Annotated in this window: 20 protein-coding genes; 3 read left to right on the top strand and 17 right to left on the bottom strand. The window is 23.7% G+C overall.

Annotated elements, in window-relative coordinates; genetic code table 11:
* Positions 1-30 precede the first annotated feature (30 nt).
* The 14 genes from NQ543_RS04125 to NQ543_RS04060 form a co-directional block, all read right to left on the bottom strand.
* Positions 31-792 carry a cell division protein FtsQ/DivIB gene (locus NQ543_RS04125; protein WP_004610443.1) on the bottom strand — a complete coding sequence of 254 codons (762 nt, stop codon included), beginning with the start codon at positions 790-792 and terminating at the stop codon, positions 31-33.
* Positions 793-795: 3 nt separating this feature from the next.
* Positions 796-1,710, bottom strand: a complete 915-nt coding sequence (murB, locus tag NQ543_RS04120; protein ID WP_004610442.1) for a UDP-N-acetylmuramate dehydrogenase — start codon at positions 1,708-1,710, stop codon at positions 796-798.
* Position 1,711: 1 nt separating this feature from the next.
* On the bottom strand, positions 1,712-2,797 hold the full coding sequence (murG, locus tag NQ543_RS04115; RefSeq protein WP_039904559.1) for an undecaprenyldiphospho-muramoylpentapeptide beta-N-acetylglucosaminyltransferase: 1,086 nt from the start codon (positions 2,795-2,797) through the stop codon (positions 1,712-1,714).
* 27 nt (positions 2,798-2,824) lie between these two features.
* On the bottom strand, positions 2,825-2,905 hold the full coding sequence (locus tag NQ543_RS04110; RefSeq protein WP_230197318.1) for an FtsW/RodA/SpoVE family cell cycle protein: 81 nt from the start codon (positions 2,903-2,905) through the stop codon (positions 2,825-2,827).
* Between the two features lie 20 nt (positions 2,906-2,925).
* On the bottom strand, positions 2,926-4,533 hold the full coding sequence (locus NQ543_RS04105; RefSeq protein ID WP_039904557.1) for a recombinase family protein: 1,608 nt from the start codon (positions 4,531-4,533) through the stop codon (positions 2,926-2,928).
* A complete protein-coding gene (locus NQ543_RS04100; RefSeq protein ID WP_154645961.1) occupies positions 4,523-4,678 on the bottom strand; it encodes a hypothetical protein in 156 nt (51 codons plus the stop codon). Before NQ543_RS04100 ends, NQ543_RS04105 begins: the two co-directional genes overlap by 11 nt.
* Positions 4,679-4,731: 53 nt before the next feature.
* Positions 4,732-5,256: a GNAT family N-acetyltransferase gene (locus NQ543_RS04095; RefSeq protein WP_004610437.1), complete on the bottom strand. Its 525-nt coding sequence runs from the start codon at positions 5,254-5,256 to the stop codon at positions 4,732-4,734.
* Between the two features lie 103 nt (positions 5,257-5,359).
* Entirely contained in the window at positions 5,360-5,464 is a 105-nt protein-coding gene (locus NQ543_RS04090; protein WP_230197317.1) for a hypothetical protein, read from the bottom strand.
* 60 nt (positions 5,465-5,524) lie between these two features.
* The gene (locus NQ543_RS04085) at positions 5,525-5,794 is read right to left on the bottom strand and encodes a hypothetical protein (protein WP_004610436.1); all 270 of its coding nucleotides are present in this window, start codon (positions 5,792-5,794) and stop codon (positions 5,525-5,527) included.
* A 231-nt stretch (positions 5,795-6,025) separates the two neighbouring features.
* A complete protein-coding gene (locus NQ543_RS04080; protein ID WP_004610435.1) occupies positions 6,026-6,247 on the bottom strand; it encodes a P-loop NTPase family protein in 222 nt (73 codons plus the stop codon).
* Between the two features lie 340 nt (positions 6,248-6,587).
* Positions 6,588-6,920 (bottom strand): AAA family ATPase, encoded by a 333-nt coding sequence (locus NQ543_RS04075; RefSeq protein WP_004610433.1) that lies wholly within the window; start codon positions 6,918-6,920, stop codon positions 6,588-6,590.
* Positions 6,921-7,033: 113 nt separating this feature from the next.
* Positions 7,034-9,820, bottom strand: a complete 2,787-nt coding sequence (locus NQ543_RS04070; RefSeq protein ID WP_004610432.1) for a hypothetical protein — start codon at positions 9,818-9,820, stop codon at positions 7,034-7,036.
* Positions 9,821-9,825: 5 nt separating this feature from the next.
* The gene (locus NQ543_RS04065) at positions 9,826-12,969 is read right to left on the bottom strand and encodes a hypothetical protein (RefSeq protein ID WP_004610431.1); all 3,144 of its coding nucleotides are present in this window, start codon (positions 12,967-12,969) and stop codon (positions 9,826-9,828) included.
* A 24-nt stretch (positions 12,970-12,993) separates the two neighbouring features.
* Positions 12,994-13,803, bottom strand: a complete 810-nt coding sequence (locus NQ543_RS04060) for a hypothetical protein (protein WP_004610430.1) — start codon at positions 13,801-13,803, stop codon at positions 12,994-12,996.
* A 647-nt stretch (positions 13,804-14,450) separates the two neighbouring features.
* Here NQ543_RS04060 and NQ543_RS04055 point away from each other — a divergent pair.
* From NQ543_RS04055 to NQ543_RS04045, 3 genes are read left to right on the top strand one after another with little or no spacing between them, the layout of a single operon-like run.
* Positions 14,451-14,615, top strand: coding sequence for a hypothetical protein (locus NQ543_RS04055; RefSeq protein WP_004610429.1), 165 nt, complete (start codon positions 14,451-14,453; stop codon positions 14,613-14,615).
* A gap of 12 nt (positions 14,616-14,627) precedes the next feature.
* Entirely contained in the window at positions 14,628-15,062 is a 435-nt protein-coding gene (locus NQ543_RS04050; RefSeq protein WP_004610428.1) for an ImmA/IrrE family metallo-endopeptidase, read from the top strand.
* Positions 15,055-15,672, top strand: coding sequence for a hypothetical protein (locus tag NQ543_RS04045; protein WP_004610427.1), 618 nt, complete (start codon positions 15,055-15,057; stop codon positions 15,670-15,672). The genes NQ543_RS04050 and NQ543_RS04045 overlap by 8 nt, the downstream gene beginning before the upstream one ends.
* Here NQ543_RS04045 and NQ543_RS04040 read toward each other — a convergent pair.
* The 3 genes from NQ543_RS04040 to NQ543_RS04030 form a co-directional block, all read right to left on the bottom strand.
* Positions 15,647-16,588, bottom strand: coding sequence for a hypothetical protein (locus tag NQ543_RS04040; protein WP_004610426.1), 942 nt, complete (start codon positions 16,586-16,588; stop codon positions 15,647-15,649). The two genes, NQ543_RS04045 and NQ543_RS04040, sit on opposite strands and share 26 nt — an antisense overlap.
* A gap of 175 nt (positions 16,589-16,763) precedes the next feature.
* Positions 16,764-18,641: an AAA family ATPase gene (locus NQ543_RS04035; protein WP_039904554.1), complete on the bottom strand. Its 1,878-nt coding sequence runs from the start codon at positions 18,639-18,641 to the stop codon at positions 16,764-16,766.
* A 132-nt stretch (positions 18,642-18,773) separates the two neighbouring features.
* On the bottom strand, positions 18,774-19,907 hold the full coding sequence (locus tag NQ543_RS04030) for an AbiH family protein (protein ID WP_004610424.1): 1,134 nt from the start codon (positions 19,905-19,907) through the stop codon (positions 18,774-18,776).
* Positions 19,908-20,036: the final 129 nt, after the last annotated feature.

Genomic DNA, 20,036 nt, shown 5'->3' with positions numbered 1-20,036 from the left:
CAACAGTTTTTAAACTCCTTTAGTCACAAATTATTTACTTCGATACACATACTTCCCTAAAAAATCATAATATTTATCATCTGGATATTTTTCCATCAACAAAGCATAATAATTTCCTTTTAACTGATTAGCCATTTGATCATATCTCAAATATAAAATTTTACCATCATCCATAATAAACTCACATCGAGTTTCATCGGCATTTTGTGGAGCATAATTTATACTTGAAATCTGACTAATAACTGAATAGGGAATTTTTGCATATTCTTTAGCAAAAGCTTTTAAAACTTTTTCATTAAAATTATTCATTTTAGGACAACGTTGTACATAATTTATTAATTTTCTTTGATCATCAATAGCAATTTTACCTTTTTCATCAATTAAATATAATACATCATTAATTGTACATTGACCAATTGGATCATTTTCAACTACTTGAATTGAAACTTTTCCTGACAAATCTTTAGAAACGTCTACACTTTTAACAAATGGTAATTTTTTTATATTAGATACTATTTTGTTATTGTTTATAAAAAAGGTAAAACTTTGGTGTATTTTTACATCACTAGCTTTAATAATCTCTTGAGTATCAATCAATTCATTTCCTGTAACATCAATCGATTTTATCCTACTATAATCACTGGCAAAAAAAGAAGCAATCAAAACAAGTACAAAAATAACTAATAAAGCTTTAATCCTTTTTCTTCTTCGTCTAGCTTTTTTTTCTTTTAAAATCGATCTGACTGGATTACGTTTATAATCATCATACATTTCTTTTTGCTTCTTTTTCATACTTTACTCCCAATTAACAAGATCTACTTCACATTTCAATTTAACCCCAAATTTATCATATACCTTTTCTTGAACTAACATAATTAAATCATAAATATCTTTAGCACTAGCATAACCATTATTTACAATAAAATTAGAATGCTTAGGAGAAACTTGTGCTCCGCCAATTTCATATCCCCTCAAACCACATTCATCAATATATTGCCATGCTGATTTATTTTCTGGATTTCTAAAAACACTTCCAGCACTTGGCATATTCCATGGTTGACTAGACATTCTTCTTTCTTTTCGTTTATCTAAAACCGCCTTGATTTCATTAGGCTCTTTAGCTGATAATTCAAATTCAGCTTCAAGAATAATTAATTTATGACGATCTTGACAAATAGAATGACGATATCCAAATTCCATCTGTTCTTTACTATATTTAACAACTTCACATTTTTCATTTAACAAAGTGACACTTTTTACTACACTTGCAATATCATATTTATAAGCTCCAGCATTCATAAAAATTCCACCACCAATTGAACCAGGAATCCCCCCCATAAATTCAAAACCACTCAAACCAATTTTAGCAGCTTGATATGCTAATGAAATCATCGATACTCCAGCTTGAGCTTTTATCAATGAACCATTGATTTTAACTTCAGTAAAACACTCAAATAATGAAATAATAACTCCTTCATATTCCTTATCAGAAAATAATAAATTTGAGCCACGACCGATTATCATATGTTTTACACGATGTTTACGACAATATTTAATTGTCTTTACTAAACTATCAATATCTTTAACTTTTAAATAAATTCGTGCCGGTCCTCCTACTTTATAAGTAGTATGTTTATAAAGCGGTTCATCTTCAATTATGCTGCCTGCATCTAACATTTCTAAATCTATTTTTACTTGTGAAAACTTCATTTTATGCTCCTAACGTATCTTTAATTAATTTATACATATCTACTAGAGCATTAGGTTTTCCTAATGCTAAAGCATTTTTCCTTAAACTTTCTTGAACAATTTGATTATTAATAACATAATCAACTTTATCGACAAAATCTTTACTATTTAAATCTTTTTCAAGAATCATTAATGCACCACTTCGATCAGATAATTCACGAGCATTATATTCTTGGTGATTTGATGCAACATATGGACTAGGTATTAAAATTGAGGGAACACCAATTGCACTAATTTCAGCCATTGTTGAAGCACCTGCCCGCGATACTATTAAAGTAGTGTTTTTTAATAGTGAAGGCATGTCATCGATATAAGGTACTAATTTTACATTATGATTAAGTTTCCCTACTTTATTTTTCATTTCTTCATAATAATTTTTACCAGTCACATATAATACCTGATAATCCTTTTTTTCAAAATCATGTAATGATTCTAACAGCTTTTCATTAACTGATTTTGAACCTAATGATCCCATTACAATCGTTACTAATGGTTTATGCTTATCTAAACCATATTTACTAAAAATTTCCTTAGGTTTTATTGAAGTAATAACACTAGCTCGAGGATTTCCTAACCTATATGTTTTTTCTTTAGGAAAATTTTGATAAGCTCGATCATAACAACAAACGATCTTATCAACATGTTTAATCAAAATTTTATTAGTTAAACCAATAATTGAATTTTGTTCATGAATCATTGTCTTATATCCTAAACGATATGCAGCTTCAACTACACTAGCACTAGGATAACCACCAAATCCAATTACAATATCTGGTTTGAATTTTTTAACAACTTTTTTTGCAGTAAAAATTGATTTTACAAACACTGTTGCCGCAATAGCTTTTTTAATTGGATTCCCAACTAATCCATGAACATTTAATCCTACATAATTATATCCTTTACTAGGAACAACTTGCGCTTCTAAACGATCTTTAGTTCCGACAAATAAAAACTCGCTATCAGGCTCTTTTTCTTTGATATATTCAACTAAAGCTAAAGCAGGATAAAGGTGACCTCCAGTTCCTCCTGCCCCAATAATTACTCTCATCTTCTCACCTCTTTGCATAGTATATCATTAAAACGTTGATTTTGAAATATTTAATACAATTCCAAAAGCAATCAAAGTTATTGTTAAAGATGAACCCCCATAAGACATTAATGGCAGTGTTACACCTGTTACTTTGCAACTTCGATACAATTTATATCAATGTATTTAGAAATATTTACTTTAAAAAATACTTCAACATTTTTATCTTTATCAATTTCTATTTTATCGATTAATTGAAACATTAATTCATTAGTTGGAAATTTAAAACTCATAAAATCATTGATCATCTGTCTATATTTTTCTATATCATTATCCAAATAATCATTTTTATACAATAATACTGATTTAGTCAACTCATTTTTTTTAACTTCTAAATCATTTAATTCATTTTCTATTTTTTTTGACACTAATGTATACTGTTTAACAGAAATAATCTCATCAAGTCGATCTTCATATAAACGAGTTAACATTCTTTCTTTTTTTAATATTTCACGTTGAACTTTTTTTAAAGCATCCTTAATTTCTACTAACTTTTTTTGACAAATTTGCATACTTTCATTAAGTAAGCATTCATAATTATAATCTTCTAAAAACTTTTTTCCAGCAAATTTTAAAAATTTTAATAAATCTTTTTCTAAAAGATCATAATTTAGCCGATGTGACGTACACATTCCATATTTACTATACTTAGAATAGTAATTACATTGTGTCCAATGTTGGACATTTTTTTTAGTCTTTCTTGTCGAAATGCTAAGATTATGTCCACATTCTTTACATTTCAACAAACCTTGAAATAAAAATCTTTTTCCATGATGAGCTCGATACTTATGATACTTAGATAATTCTTGTTGTACTGCATCAAACAACTCTTGACTAACAATTGGTTCATGAGTGTTTTTTACAATGATCCATGATGAAGGTGGTAATTCAACAAGTTTTTTAGAATTATAACTGAGTTTTTTCCATCTTGATTGGACCATATGACCTAAATACATTTGATCACTAACAATATTTTTTACTGTTTGGGGACGCCAAATACCTAAACCATCATTTAATTTATTTTGATGATTAGTTCGATCTTCTTTTTTATAAATAGAGGGAATCGGTATTTTTGCTTTAGTCAAACGATGCGCAATCGTACTTGTTCCAAGACCTTGCACCACCCATTCAAACATTTGTTTAACGATTTTTGAAGTAACGGGGTCAATAATTAAATGTTTTGGATTTTGAGGATCTTTTTGATATCCATATTTTGCAAATGAACCAATATAATCACCTTTTTTCCTTTTCGCATCAAAACTACTTCGAATTTTTTTCGATGTATCTCTTAAATATAAATCATTAACACTTAATCTGATTCCTAACATTGCATCACCAACATTAGAATCATAACCATCATTAATTGCAATAAATCTCACTTGTTTTGATAAAAAATATTCTTCAATATATCCTCCTGTTTCATATAATTCCCTGCCTAATCTTGATAAATCTTTTACAATTACACAATTAATTATTCCTTTTTCAATATCATTTTTTAAAGCTTCAAAAGCTGGTCGATTAAAATTTGAACCAGTAAAACCATCATCACTATAATGTTTAATAATTTTTAATTGATTAAATTTTGCAAATGATTCAATAATCATTTTTTGACTTTCAATTGATGAACTTTCATCTTTTTTATCATCTTCTTTTGATAAACGTTCATATGCTCCTACTAAATATTTATTATTTGTCATTATATAAATATCCTTTTCTTTTAGTAGAATCATTTTCTTGTTTTTTTAAATAATTTAGATAATTATTTTCTAATACTTTTTTTAAACTAGTTTGTGTTGGTAAATAGTGAAATGTTATTTTATAATCTTTAGTATTTTGTTTCATTATATCCCTCCAACACATCTTATGATACCTATTATTTAAAATAGAACCTATAATTAGGTTCTATCTTGGTTATATACCTTGGTATATAATAATGTTTTTATTTTATCAAATTCCTCTTCACTTACCTTATTTTGACTAGTCATAATAAATAATGGAATTGCTTTTTTACCTGAAGACATTGGTGGTTGCATATAAGAATATTCATTAAGATAAAAGTTATTGCGTTTATAAAAAGCAATTCTTCTACTAGCCATTTCATTATCTGGTAACTCTACTTCTAAGCATACTCTTTTATTTAAAAGTGCCACAACATCATTTAACATCTTTGAACCAAGACCACCATTTCGATAAAGTGGATTAACAGCAAAATGTTCAATATGAGCAATTTGTTCAAATTCAAAGATTGCCATAAATGCTTTTATTTGCTTATTTTCATCACTTAAAACATATATTTGATAATATGGATTATCTAATAATGCTCGTTGTTGATCATAAGTTCGATATTCATCACTAGGAAAACATTGTTTTAATAATTCATAAATTGTATCAAATTCATTTAATTCTAATTTTCTAATCATTTTCTAATTCCTTTCATTTTATTACTACTTCTTTTTGTAAGTGGACTAAACCAACATAAATTACTTTCCCTTTTAAATTTAAATTATAATTTCTTTTTTCTATTTATTTAATTGCCTTACTTGCAAGAACATCTAAATTATCATGGTTATTTTTAGTATACTTAAATTCAAAGATATATAATGTAAAATCACCTTTTGCTTTTAAGATAATATCACATTTTTCTTTACTGATTTCTTTATTGCTGATGATTTCATATTCATTTGATAATCAGGCACACATCCCTAGTATCATCATATGATAACTGTTTTCATCTTTTAAATCATAATTCGATGGTAAACTTTTAATAATTCTTTGATATGTTGTGGTAAATAGATTTTGATTAGTTATTTTTAAAGCATAAAATAAATCAGCTAATAAAGTATCAAATACATCTAAATAATATGCAGTTAGATTCATAAATTCTTCTTGTACTTCTCGATTAGGAATCTTGATAATATATATCCTATCTCTAAGTGAAATCGTTTTAGCTATCGTCAAATATCCAGCATTGACAAAAAGTCCCCATAAACTAGATGTCGTCCTAGATTAGATTCAAAAAACTTGTATCTAGATGTACTAACATTTGTAAATATCCCTTAGCAACTAATTTTTCATACCCCTGATTAAAAGCTTGATCCCTTTTTATCATTGCTTTTTTATCATTTTATTAGAACTAGTATTAATCCAATATGGTTGTAATTCATGGCTATCTGCATAGTTAATAATTGACTAGGGATTATATATTTCCTGATTTACAATATGATAGCCATCATACATTTGTTTTACATCTTCATTTAATTTTAAATCATAATATTTTAATAATTCTTTTGTTTCTTGTTCATTAAATCCAAAATATTTATCATATGTATGATCTTCAACAGTGCAAACTACTAAATTATTTAAGTCACTAAAAATATTTTCTTTAGCGACTCTTTGAATTCCGGTAAGCAAGGCATATTGTAAACTATTTGAGGTTTTTAAAGAATTTTGCAGTAATGAAGCTAGCCCATTTTTAATTTTATCGTAAAAGCCATTACATGTGTTTCAATAAATAGGGTATCGTATTCATCGATAAAAAGCATGTCTTTTCTTTGATAATATTTTCTAAGATTTTCATCAAAAAAGATAATGCATCAATAATGTTATTTAGCTTGCCATCACTTTTAGACATCAATCCATCAATAACTTGTTTATAATCATCTTCTTCAAATTTTGATAAATTATTAAATATATGTTCATAACTATTATATTCATTTCTTAATTGTTCTTTGATCTGTTGTACAACATTGATTTAGTCTCCTTTTGCATTAGCAAATGATACAAAAATAGTTGGATATTGATTCATGTTTGATGCATAAAGACTTTTAATGATATTAGTATCATTAAAAATTTCTTTAGAATCTTTAGTGATATCAAAAAACTCTGCCATCATTGACATATTTAATGTTTTTCCAAATCTTCTTGGTCTGGTAATTAGCGTAACAATCGACTGTCTTTGAAAAAATTCTTCAATCATCAATTTTTTATCTACTGCATAATAATTATTTTCTTTTAATCTTCGATAGTCATCTACTCCAATTGGTAAAGCTTTTTTCATCATATCACCTCGCTTCTTTGATCCCATTATAGCATATCTACATATTTCTTTCAGTAACTATCTTAAATCATTAATTATCTTTTATTAACTAAAATAGCCAGAATCTATAATGATTCTAGCTAATTAAAATATTTTTTTAATTATTTATTATCATCTCTTCTATTTAATTTTTCTTCTAGAATTCTTTTTATTTCTTTTAATTCTTCTTCAATTTCTTTTTTAGTTTTTTTAGTTCTATTGATAAATGTTGAATTCAAACCATTTTCTCTAGTCATATCAATCCATTTTAATGCTTTTTCCATGGGTACCCCTTTATCAATTAACACCTGTAAAATAAAGCCATATTGATTTTTTAAAGTCGTCCCAAAAACACCAGGATCATCTGTATTAACACTTACCATTACATGATTATGATCTTTATCAAAAGAATCATTCATCATAAAAATTGGATGATCATTCATTGAATTGAATTCACCAATATTTGCATTAGAAACAGGATTAGTTTCAATGATAATTCCTTTACATGCAATTTTATTAATAACATATTGTTGAGCTTCTTTATAAATATTTATAATTGTTTTATCACTCGTATCAATTTGAATCATTCGTGTCATTTTCTTTAAAAAACAACGACAATGTCTTGAATAAAATAATAAATCTTCATTCCAATTTTTAAAATTTTTAAAAATACAATTTTTATTAGAAAAATTTGCTTCACAGTTTAATAAATAATATTCATCTTTAACAAAATCTAATCCTGTAAATTGTTTTTTATAGGCTAAATAAAGATGATGAATATTAATTCCTTCACTATTTCCACCTAAATGTCCATTTATATCATAAATAAAATGTGTAATTTTCCATATATGTTCTTCTAAATAAGAAATTGAAATATCTTTAAATAAATTTTTATAAGCTTTTAAATGATATAACCACAATAAATTATCTAATAGCTCAATTGTCGGTAATGAAATGATTCGATGATTATCTACATAACTATCAATCGATATTCCTAAGATTGTTCCATGACCAAGTCTTTCTCCATTTTGATAACCATAATAATCAATTACTTCATCAACATGTCTTAAACCACTAGCAATTGAATGAAATACCTCCCCAACATGATATGTTATTCCTAAATCCTTTGTTGCTAATAATTTTATTCCATATCTATTAAAAGCTTTATCTTTTAGAATTGATTTATATTTATCTTTAACTGAACGAAAAATTGGAGCTAAAATCCATGGCTCACTAAATAGTTCATTACTTGCACCATCAATTCCAATCAAATATTCATCAGCATATGGTATTTCTGCTCTAATTTTTTGGAAAATAATTAAATTAAGAAAACATTCTTCTTGATATTGTTTATATCTAATCAATGAATCATCTTTTACTTTAAAATAATTATCCCAACATTTTTCAATATCATCATAGCGCTTATTAAAATGTAAAATCAAACCTACTTGAGGAACTAAGCTATTTGATGGTAATGTTTTTAAAAAAGTTAAATATGATGTTACAAAGTCTAATACTGTTTTACAATATATTTTTATTGTTTCATTAACATTTATTTTTGAAGCATATAGATTTTCATAGTTTTCTTGTTTACTTGAGTATTTAAATTTAACATGGCCAATTCTTATTTCTAGAAATTTTACTTGATCATATAGGTATGTATCAAAAATATTTTTAAACATATTTGGTTGAATATCAAAAATCATATGTTGTCTTCTAAAGAAATATTGAAATTCTAAAAAGCCTTTTATATCACTAGATTGAACAATAAATGAATGAATAAAGTTTTTAACTCTTATATAATGAAGAAAAAACTCTTTAAATCTTTGATCATTTTTTTCTTTGATATAAGTGATACTTTGATGCTGTAAAATATATTCAATATATTTATTAACATCTAAATCTTTATTTTCGATAAATCTTCTTACAAAATCTTGATATACTTTTTTAGAAAACGATCCATCTTTTTGATAATTACTCAAACTATAAATAACTTTTTCAATTGCAACAATCAATCCATCAAAATCATTATAATTAAAATCATCGATAGCTAATCCTGTCATATAATAATTAATTAACTTAACATAATTAGCTTTAATCTTACCATTCAATTTTTCTTCAAGCTTACATAAATAACTTTCTAAATCATCATCTTTATTATAAAAGTAATACACTAAATACAACATCAGCAATAAACGTAACATCATCGTTGCAATAATTAAATTAATTAAACTGCCATTATAACCATAACGTTGTTTTTGAAACTTAACTGATTTATCGTCATCAATTGCCTTTAATATTGATCGTACGTTTTCATGATGGTCAAGAATTTCATGACCAAGCCAATTCCATTGTTTTTCAAAAGGAATACTGCCAACTATATGCGTGTGAGTTTCCGCAATCCCTTTTAAAAGAATCGTATTTAATTGATGATTAACAACCGAAACTGTTTGAATCATATTATGATTAATACAAAATTCTAAATCATAATCATTATAACAATTATAAAATGCAGCTAATAAACTATCAGCAATCAATTTATTCAATTCTAAATAATCAAGTGTTTTATTATGATAAAAAGAAATATATTTTTTTGCTTCATCTATCATATTATCATCAAACATATCAATACATAAACGATTATGATGATATGTTAATAATGATTGTGCAGCATTTTTTAACATCTCATAAAAATCATCTAAGTGATAGGTATCATTTTTACTATAATAAAATTGTATCGTACTTTTAACCATATCTAAATTATAAATATGCCCATGATGTTCAATTCCCATCAAAATTTCATTTTCTAATTCTTCTTGTGAAAATGTATTTTTATGGAAAAATCGACAATCTAAATACGGTAAAAATAAAATTAACATTCGCAAATAATTTTCTTTACTATTTTCCATAAGTATTACCCCTTAGTTTGATTTCCATATTCAATTCCTGATTTAAAGTTATTAAAAAATCTTGTATCATTAGATAATTTTTCTACACGCGTATATTCTAAAATAAATAAATATAAATAATAACACTTCATGCATTTTTTGATAATATCGATAATAAATTTTATTTCCGCACTGTTTACCATATCTTGCTTCCATGTTTGACGAAGTAAATAATTAGCAATATCTTCATTTCCTACATATTTTTTATTACGTGGGACAGTAGTTCCATTTGCTCTTACACTTGTCTTTAGATTTCGAACTAATTTATTTAAATCATCAATTAATTTTTCTCGATTACGATCCAAACAATCTAATTGTATATCTAATATTTTATCATTTATCTGATCAAACAACTTATCATCATTACTATTTTCAATTATAATGTCGATATCAATATCAAAATGATAATATATTTGTTCATACAATGTATCAACTATTTCATCATAGCCACTATTATATAAATTAGATAAACGATCAGCTAAAACTTCAAATTCCATTTTAAAATCATCTAAAGAATTTAATAATGCTTTAATTTTATTAATATCTTCATTATTTTCATCGTTTTTATCAGTTAATCGATTTTCTAATCTTCGTTGAATTTGTTCACTAATATTTTTACATATATCTACATTTTTTTCATTTTCATTACGCAATTCTAAACTATCAAAATTAGTTTTAATATTATTTACATAAACTTTCATTAAACTAGAATCTTCAAGATTTTTTACTTGTTTAAATTGTTCTTCTAATTTATAAAAATATTTTATTATTGGATCAAGTTTTTTAGATTGCTTATTGGAATCATTTACCTGATTAATTAAAGTATACATTTCGTCTAATATTTTAGTAATTTCATTAATTGGCATAAGTCCAAACTTATCTAAGAATTTATTATGTACAATATTTTCAATTTTATTTACAGTTGGAGTAATTGCTGTAGCAAATTTGATTTTATCAGCTAACCATTCACGATCTAAATGTTTAAACATGTTATTCATTTCTTTAGCTATTTCTTTTTCAATTTTTAATCTTTTATCTAAATTAGAATAAGTAGACTTTTTATATTCATCATAACAATCATATGAAAAAGGCGCTTTTTGATCAAAAATTTGTTTTTTTACCCCAGCGGTTTTTAATTGAATCGTTGCATAGTATAATTGAACGATATATTTTTTATTATTAGAAGCATCATAATCATAGCTATAATAATTACGTAATTTATCTAAAAAATTGATACTCATTCGTGAAATAACGAAATAATAAATACATAGTGTTCTTCGCATTCCTAAATTATTAGGGATTAGAAGAATATTTTTGTTTAATGAATTAACAAAAGTATTAGTAAGAATGTTTTTTAATTTATTTTTGACACTTTTATATCTTTGTTCATAATTTTTTTGATGAATAATATAAAATAATTCATTTATTAAAATTGGAAGCATTATAATTGAATTAATTTCCCCTTTTATATAATCTGGATCATCTTCTTTATCATTATCATCATCAATTATTACTCTATCAAGATTATCTTTAAGTTTCTTCATTAATTCATTAATAAACAAGCCCAATTCTTCACAATCAATTCTTAATTTAGTATAATCATTCTTTGTTGAATCATCTTCTTGTTCTTTATTATCTGTTTGATCTTTAACATATATAAACTTTTCGATATTATTTTGATATTTTTGATAAGTATGTTTTGAATTTAAAATAACTCGTAAAAATTCTTTAAATTTATTAATAGTCCAATACTTATGTTTATCTTCTGATTCAAAAATATTTTCAGCTTCTTTTACTAAATAATTATAGACATTCATAAAACCACGAATATTAACACTAAAAACTGATAAATAAGCATATAAATAATTCATCCTTATTTCATCATTTAATTCTACTAACTTCTCTTTATCAAAATCATCATTATCGTTTGGTTTAGGAACAATAAAAGTTTTTAAATACACATTTTTTTCAGGATCATTATCAGCTTCAAGACCAGCACAAAATACATAACTTAATAATTCTAAAATATTTTTTCTTTCAAAAATATTATCACGATTTGAATGATAATGATGAACTATTTTTGCTGCATCATTAGAAAATTCTTGTACATAAAAGCGATATGATGGCGGTAATACTTTTTTTAAGAAATATTCTGTGCGATCTTTTGCGAATTTTATTTCTTTTTTTCTTTTTTTATAAGACATTTTTAAAGTTACTTCTTTAGTTTCACTCATAAAATACGCCATCAAGCTTTGTTCAAAGACTTGATAATCACCTGATATAAAAATAACAATATTAGGATGCGCAAAATAACTTAAAATATCAGTTAAGATTTTAATTGATTTTTTTGATGACATATCAACATCATCAAAGAAAAAATATATTAATGGCTCGATTTTTTCTCCAGCCAATTCTTTCATTGTATGTCTATTGATATCACGTTTATATTTTATGATCATGTTGATAAATTCTGATAAACATTTATGTAATTTATAATCAAAAGTTAAGATATCTTCTAAATTAGAATTATAATCATGTACATTTACACTATTATTTAAGACTACATTACTGTATTCTTTACTATAAATTGAATAATAGCTAATTAGTTCTTTTTTCTTTTCTTGTAAATCATGATGGATTGAATTATCGATATTAAAATAATAATTTAAATCACTTTTTTTAGAGTCTGTTTGTTCTAATTGATTTGCTTGTTCAAATAATGAGGTAATAACCCATCCTAGTATATCTGAGTTTTCATTTATATCTTCAGGATCAATCATTGGATTTATAATATCAATATAATTTTTTTTAGTTTCAACTTCTTTAAAATATTGATTTGATTCAATTTGACTAATGATAGTAATTAAAGCTGATGATTTTCCCATTCCTCTTCCTGCTAAGATTGAAATATTATTATTGAATTTTTCGTCATAATATTCGCTTTTATCAATATTTTTATTATTATTGTAGTTATAAGCTACTTCTCTAAATCTTTTAATTGTATTATCTAGATCGTCTAAACCGGGTATTGATTGTTTTAAAAAATCAACATTGATTTCTCTAGCCCCATGATGAACACCAATACCGTTATTGTTTATGCTTTCTTTCACTTTAATTTCCCCCTCTTTTATTATTCATTGTTTTCTACTTTTCACAAAATCAATAAAATATGTTATATTTAAGATATTCATTTTATCTTCAAAAAACTTATATCTAAACTGTAAAACAATAACTGCAATAATACTTAATAAATATGCCAAAAAATAAATAATATCAAATCTTATTCCATTAGATAATAAAAAATTATATAAAAAATATATTCCTAAAAATAAACAAGCTCCAGCTAAATTTTTTGAAAATGATTTAGAAGAACTATAATTATGAATTCTAATATATTTTTGATCAGTTTGAATTAGACCATGTACTAATGGTGCTAAATATTTTACTAAGTTTTCTTCAGTTAAATTATTATCTCCATAATACTCTTTTAATGCTTTATAACCTTCTTTAATCAAAAAATCATTTTGTATTTTTTCTTTATCTTTTTGTTTATTTGGAAATAATATTATACAAATAAAATATAAAATAATAATTATTGTTGAAACAAATAACTTTATACAATAACTATTATCGCCTTGAAAAAAACAAGCCATAATAATCATACTAATTAATAAAATTATTATTGGTATAAATGAAAGAGAATATTTTTTCTTATAATTTTTTTCCATATAAAATAAACATTTACTTAGCTGTGATAATATCCATCCAATACAATAACTTATTAAAAAAAATAAAATCCCAATAATAAAACCATTATCAATTGCTTTATAAATTTGTTTAAATTCATTAGGTACTAAACTAATGATTATTAATGATAAAATTGCCCCTGGTAAAGTCATTGCTGTTAAATCATATAAAGTTATTTTGTTTATCAAACTATCCATAAATTACTTTCCCCTCTCTTTATTTTTATTGTTTAAAAGTACTAAAATCAATATCTATTAATTATATGATATGATAATTTTTGTTTGTTTTCAACAACTTTATACAAGCGCTTACATTGATTGTAAAATAGATAATCATCTCTTAAATGTGATGATTTTGTAAATATTATTCAATTATTATTTTTTATAAATTTTAAAATAAACGATACCATCTTTGATACATTCATGATTTTATAAGCTATTATAAAATACAACATTTTTAATCACAAATATAAATAAAAAAGAAAAATGATCACTAAAAAAATATATGATAATGAGGTGATCAAATCGGTTAAACAAATAGATTAAATCTCTGATTTTAAACTAAAATAACAATATAATTCAATATTTAAATCAATTATCTTTATTTTTAATTTTTATCATGATACAATGCTTGTAGAAAGCTTATGATATAATAAACTATTAAAAACTCACTATGTTGTTTCTATAAATTATCTAATATTACCTAATTAAATAATTGAATATTTTAGATTCAACTTAGCGATGCTTATTATAGTATCGTTTTTCGTTTCTATAAAATACACATTGACAATATTTTTAATCGTCAAGAGATATAATCTTGATGGAGGTGGAGGGAAGTGATATGGATGTGTATAGAATTATTAAATTATCAAGAACAGCATGGAAAAGATTTTTCCAATTTTTTTAATTTAAAAGAAATAGATAATGATGCTCAAACGCTATTAGATAAATTTTTAAATAATCCTGAATATGGATTATTCAAAAAAAATGAAAGAACTCCAATTATTTAAATTGCAAAAGCTATGGGATTTAAAGTATTCACAGCTCGATTCGATGATAGAAACCTTTCTGGAACAATTGGTATTTCTAATAAACTTCGAAAAAAATATGGTAGCGATAAAGTTATTATCTTAAATAATCAAGATACTGATAAACATATTCTTTTTACCCTAGCACATGAAATAGCTCATTATATATTAGATTATATAAATGACTCATCAGAAGAATATTCTAATTCATATAGAACTAATGAATCTCAAACAGATAGTGAATTAAGAGCTAATCGTTTTGCAGCTTCATTTCTCATGCCAGCTAGTTCTTTTTCAAATACATATAAAGCTCTTTTAAAAGACAAAAAAGATAAAGAAACAATTATTAAAAAGCTATCAGATATTTTTAATGTTCCTGAAACAGCAGTAAGAATCCGAATTGAAGAATTAGAGTTGGATAATGAATAATCTTAACAATGGATTAAGTGAGTTTTCTGGTAATAATGTAATTGATGATTTAACCCATATTAATTCTTCAAAAGATTTACCTCACAAAGAAAATGATGAAAAAGAATTAGATGACAGAAATAAAATATATTCAACTATTTTAGAAAATTATTCAAAATATTTAAAAGATACATTAGATAGTAATAAATCAAATAAAAAAATTTTTCTAATTGGATTACTTGTTATTTTACTAATAATTGTTATTGGATTTTTTATATGTTTATATTTTCTAAACAATAATATTATTGCTTTGATTACAGCATTCGCCTCAGTTATAAGTGCAATTATTGTTATTCCTACAAAAATAGTTGAGTATTTATTTAATCCACAAGAAACTCAGCAAATTAATGAAGTTATAAAAATATTCAAGATTATGATAAAGCTGTTAGAAAAGATTTATCAAGAAAATAAAGACTGTAATAATAACTTTTTCAAAGGTTATTATACAGTCTTTTCTTTCTTATACATCTTTTTATTCGTTATAGTTCTTCTACAAAAATCTACTCTAAAAAATATATCGATTTATTCAATCATACATAAAATAATTATTTATCTAATATATCTTTTGTAAGCTTACTTAAGATTTTATCTTTATTTATATCATCATCAAAACTATAGCCATATAAAAAGATATCTAACTGCTCTTTTGAAAGATTAAGTTTTTTAAAAGTTTTACTCATCATATCAAAATAACTATTAGTATAAATCAAATTCTTTTTCATTAATAATTCTTGAACATATGGTTTATGATGCTGATACAATGAATCTAAATGAAACATTTCATTATTATTAATAATTTCTTCTTTGATTAAAGAATTATCATCAACTTCAAGCATTAAATCAAAATTATCGTTTTTACCATAAAAACTATTTACATCATGTATATTTAAACCAAATTTAGCATTATTATCAAATCCTTCTTTAAAAGGATACAAGATCTTTTTCACTTTTTTCTTTTTAAACCTTTGGTTACAAATTTGACATGCTGGAATAAAATTATACAAAGATAAAGCAAATAGTGAAAAAATAGATTTTGGATAAAAATGGTCTAAATCAGCTGTTGTATATTTTACACCCTTATTACTAAAATATGAAATATATTGACGATTACAATATGGACATACGGTAATACCACTTGATGTAATGAGTTTATGTCGCAATGATGAACTAAGGTAATCATATTTGATTATTTTAATAAATTCTTGATTCAATTTATCATATTTTTGATTAATTGCATTAATTAGTTTTTTAAACTCATTATCATTTTTAAAATAATCAGGATATTTAATTAAATAATCATTTATCCAATCATTAAAATATATTCTTATATAATTTTGCCGATAAGTATATCGATTAGTTTGGGTAATGGATTGATTTAAATCCTTTAAAGCATTATCTATTTTAAAATCACTATAACGAATTAATAAACCTGTTTTTAAATAGTTTGTTAAAAGTGAATCATTATTATTTATATCTACAAAATCCATAAAAATAATCTTTTTTATTTTATTTTCACTAAAACCTTTACTATCTTCAAAAAAATCACTTACACAAACATTTTTAAAATAACAATTATTACTAGAAACATAATTATTTTTAATTTCTTTAATTATTTCATTAAAATAATCATCCTTAATTTTATCATATATTTTGATATCTAATTTAATAATTTAATTCACCTAATTTCATAGAAATCTCATTAATTCGTTTTATTAGATTTTCTCGTTCTAATTCAAGCGCTATTTTTTGATTAAAATTAGATATTTTTTTATTTAGTTCACTATGCAAAATATTTTTTAAATAATCATCATCAATAACTGATATCATATCATTAATTCTTTTAAAATTTTTTTCATTTATATTATTATCAATATTATTAATTACTTCAATCATCTCATTTATTTTCCTTTTAGCAAACATCCCTACACTATCTTCTAAAAAGAATGTATCTTTAATAATATCATAATAATTACTAGCAAAAGACTTCTTAGCTTTACTTACAATTCGTTGATGATCAACAATATCAATGCATGTAATATAATCTTTAGGTATATCAGATAACATAAATGGTGAATGAGTAGAGATAATAAATTGATATTGCATCTCATTATCTATAGATTCAACTAATTTAACTAAATTATCAATAAAAGATGATATCCACATTGGATGAAATGATTTATCAGGTTCGTCTAATAAAATAATTGCAGATTTTTGATTTTTGTATTCATTAGTTAATGCATAATAAATACCTGAATAAGTATTTATTAATTGGAGTTCTCCTTCACTGATATTATTGTTTAAATGAATTTGAACAAATTTTTTTAAGTTATCAAAATTAAGATGATTACAAAGCAATTCATAAAGTTCTAAGACATCATATATATTTTGATTAAATTGCTCGTTTAAATTAATTTCAATTCCTAAATAATCATCAACATAATGACTGTCATTTTGATATTTTAAACATTTGTATTTTAAATAACTATCTGGCAATTCACTAATTTTTTGACAAAGAGTATCTAAATAACTATAACTTAAAAAGTTGTATCCATATTTTTTTATGTATCCACAGGCAATGCTACACATTAAATTTATTTTTGTAATCGTTGTTAGATCTTTATCGATGTTTTTTATTTCTAATAAATACTCATTTCTTTTTTCACTATTCTCAAGTATTTTATATCCTTCAAAAATAATGTTTTTTAATAAAATATAACGATAACGCTCTTGTACTTTTAAATTTAAATATTCTAAATTACTAAATTTATTTTTTAATATTTCAGATAATTCAACAAACTGATAATTATTATTTTTGATAAATTTTATCATAATTTTTAAATTATTACTTTCTACTTCTTTAAAGAAACTATAATTATTGCTTGCTAAATAATATAGATTAGCTAAATTACCTGTTTTTATATATTTACGGTTAATTAAATAGGACGGATCTCCAGCACTAGTGACTATTTTCTTATTCGGTAACAATTGTGATTTGATTATTTCTTTGTGGTAATATAAAAAGGATAAATTAATATGTGTGTCGCTATTTGAAAAGAATTTTTCATGCATCATCATTGTTTCAAAATCATAATAAAAATGAATTGCATATAACTGATTAATCATTTGATCATTTATCAATTCTTGTGGTTTAAACAATAATTCAGGATTAAATCCCTCAACATAAAATTCATTAGTACTTCCACATTTATATAGAGCAAACCAACCTGTTTTTCTATCTTTGTTATCAAAAGTAAACAATTCATAGCGGTCTACTCTTTTTAAACCTAATAAATCAAATAATGTAGTTTTACCACAACCATTTTTACCTACTATTAAATTAATTGATTTAATTTTATTACTGAAAAAATTTGTTAAAACAGAAGCATCTTTTTTAACAATTTTTAATCTTTTATTATCATAGTCATATTCTATATCATAATCATTTGTAAAACTAAAATACGTATCTTCAAAACATCGATCTATCTTTTTTATATATACATATAATAATTCAAAAGAATCATACATTATTTTATTATTCATCATCTACCACCTATTCTATAATACAATATGTAAATTATTATCTATAAAATATAGTATATCATACTCATGGTAAACGTTTATATTTATAAATAAAAATATGAAAGATTTTGAACATTAATTATTATTACATATCTATACTTCTATTAATTCTTTATGATTCACTATTAATGTATCCTTAGAAATATTAAATGAATTATTAATATCATTTACTAAAAATACAATCTTATTTTTGTTAGTATAATCAATAATCATATCTTTACCTAAAATTCTTGTTAGATTTGCAACAATGCTATTTAATGCTTGTTGATCATAATAATAGATATAAATATTTGTATGTTTCCTTGTAACTAATCTTTCAATAATATCCCCATCCACTTCATTAACTGAATGACCAAATATAAAAATATTCATTATTTCATCATTATCTAACCATTTAGCATAATCATTACCTGTCTTATAAATAATTCTTTGATAATATTTTTGAAATTCAATAAATTCATAATTATTATCATCTTCATTTATACTATCACCAATACCAAAGACCATATTCACGGCATCTTTATCATTATTTCTTATTTTCCCATGAATAAAGTGAGTTGGGATGTTTTTTTTATAAAGTTTATTATATGTATCGGTATAATTGAAATTAATTATATAATCGATATTTAATGTTTCAAAAAATTTGTATGTTTTTGATTTTCTATTTAAAAACTTTGATAAATAAATTTCTAGCATCCATGTTAAATCATTTAAATCAGATAGCAATTTTTCTTTAAATATGTATATTGACAATTTATAGTTATCAGTTTCTGATTGATTTATAATTTTATCATACATCTTTAATATTTCTCTATTTTCATTTGAAATTACATTATGCCGAGAAAAAGCTATTTTATCAAAATTATTGGTCACATATGACAATTTAGAAATCTCATCAGCAATAACTCCTTCAATATCAAACCAGTGAGGATCATTAGATAAATTACGTTCTTCAATACAATTTAACCAGTAATTATCTTTACAAATATTCATCATTTTCTCTAATACCTCATCATTAACTATCTTTTTATTATTAATAATATTAGCTGTTGATTTCATAAATTCAGATCTTAATAATTCTTCTTTTATATCTTCTCTTATAGCTATTTCTTTTTTATCATTAATAACTCTTTTTATTGCATTACAAAAATTATAAAAATCAATATATTTAGTATATAAACCATGTGCTATATCAAAACCATTTCCTATCACTAAAACATTCTTCATCTTAAATCACCATATCATCAATATTTATATAATTATTTTACTATAATTTATAACATTAAACCATCTTTAAAATTATAAATTGTAAAACTAATCCTCCCTCCTCTGTTATCATCAGTGGAAGTTAAATTT

Source organism: Thomasclavelia spiroformis DSM 1552 (assembly GCF_025149465.1).
GTDB classification, from domain to species: domain Bacteria; phylum Bacillota_I; class Bacilli_A; order Erysipelotrichales; family Coprobacillaceae; genus Thomasclavelia; species Thomasclavelia spiroformis.
This window is presented reverse-complemented; position numbering and strand designations above follow the sequence as displayed.

Coding starts and splice junctions, on each gene's coding strand:
- NQ543_RS04125 (WP_004610443.1), bottom strand. CDS start 792: ATGAAAAAGAAGCAAAAAGAAATGTATGATGATTATAAACGTAATCCA.
- murB (WP_004610442.1), bottom strand. CDS start 1,710: ATGAAGTTTTCACAAGTAAAAATAGATTTAGAAATGTTAGATGCAGGC.
- murG (WP_039904559.1), bottom strand. CDS start 2,797: ATGAGAGTAATTATTGGGGCAGGAGGAACTGGAGGTCACCTTTATCCT.
- NQ543_RS04110 (WP_230197318.1), bottom strand. CDS start 2,905: ATGTCTTATGGGGGTTCATCTTTAACAATAACTTTGATTGCTTTTGGA.
- NQ543_RS04105 (WP_039904557.1), bottom strand. CDS start 4,533: ATGACAAATAATAAATATTTAGTAGGAGCATATGAACGTTTATCAAAA.
- NQ543_RS04100 (WP_154645961.1), bottom strand. CDS start 4,678: ATGAAACAAAATACTAAAGATTATAAAATAACATTTCACTATTTACCA.
- NQ543_RS04095 (WP_004610437.1), bottom strand. CDS start 5,256: ATGATTAGAAAATTAGAATTAAATGAATTTGATACAATTTATGAATTA.
- NQ543_RS04075 (WP_004610433.1), bottom strand. CDS start 6,920: ATGGGATCAAAGAAGCGAGGTGATATGATGAAAAAAGCTTTACCAATT.
- NQ543_RS04070 (WP_004610432.1), bottom strand. CDS start 9,820: ATGGAAAATAGTAAAGAAAATTATTTGCGAATGTTAATTTTATTTTTA.
- NQ543_RS04060 (WP_004610430.1), bottom strand. CDS start 13,803: ATGGATAGTTTGATAAACAAAATAACTTTATATGATTTAACAGCAATG.
- NQ543_RS04055 (WP_004610429.1), top strand. CDS start 14,451: ATGTGTATAGAATTATTAAATTATCAAGAACAGCATGGAAAAGATTTT.
- NQ543_RS04050 (WP_004610428.1), top strand. CDS start 14,628: ATGGGATTTAAAGTATTCACAGCTCGATTCGATGATAGAAACCTTTCT.
- NQ543_RS04045 (WP_004610427.1), top strand. CDS start 15,055: ATGAATAATCTTAACAATGGATTAAGTGAGTTTTCTGGTAATAATGTA.
- NQ543_RS04040 (WP_004610426.1), bottom strand. CDS start 16,588: ATGGATTTTGTAGATATAAATAATAATGATTCACTTTTAACAAACTAT.
- NQ543_RS04035 (WP_039904554.1), bottom strand. CDS start 18,641: ATGAATAATAAAATAATGTATGATTCTTTTGAATTATTATATGTATAT.
- NQ543_RS04030 (WP_004610424.1), bottom strand. CDS start 19,907: ATGAAGAATGTTTTAGTGATAGGAAATGGTTTTGATATAGCACATGGT.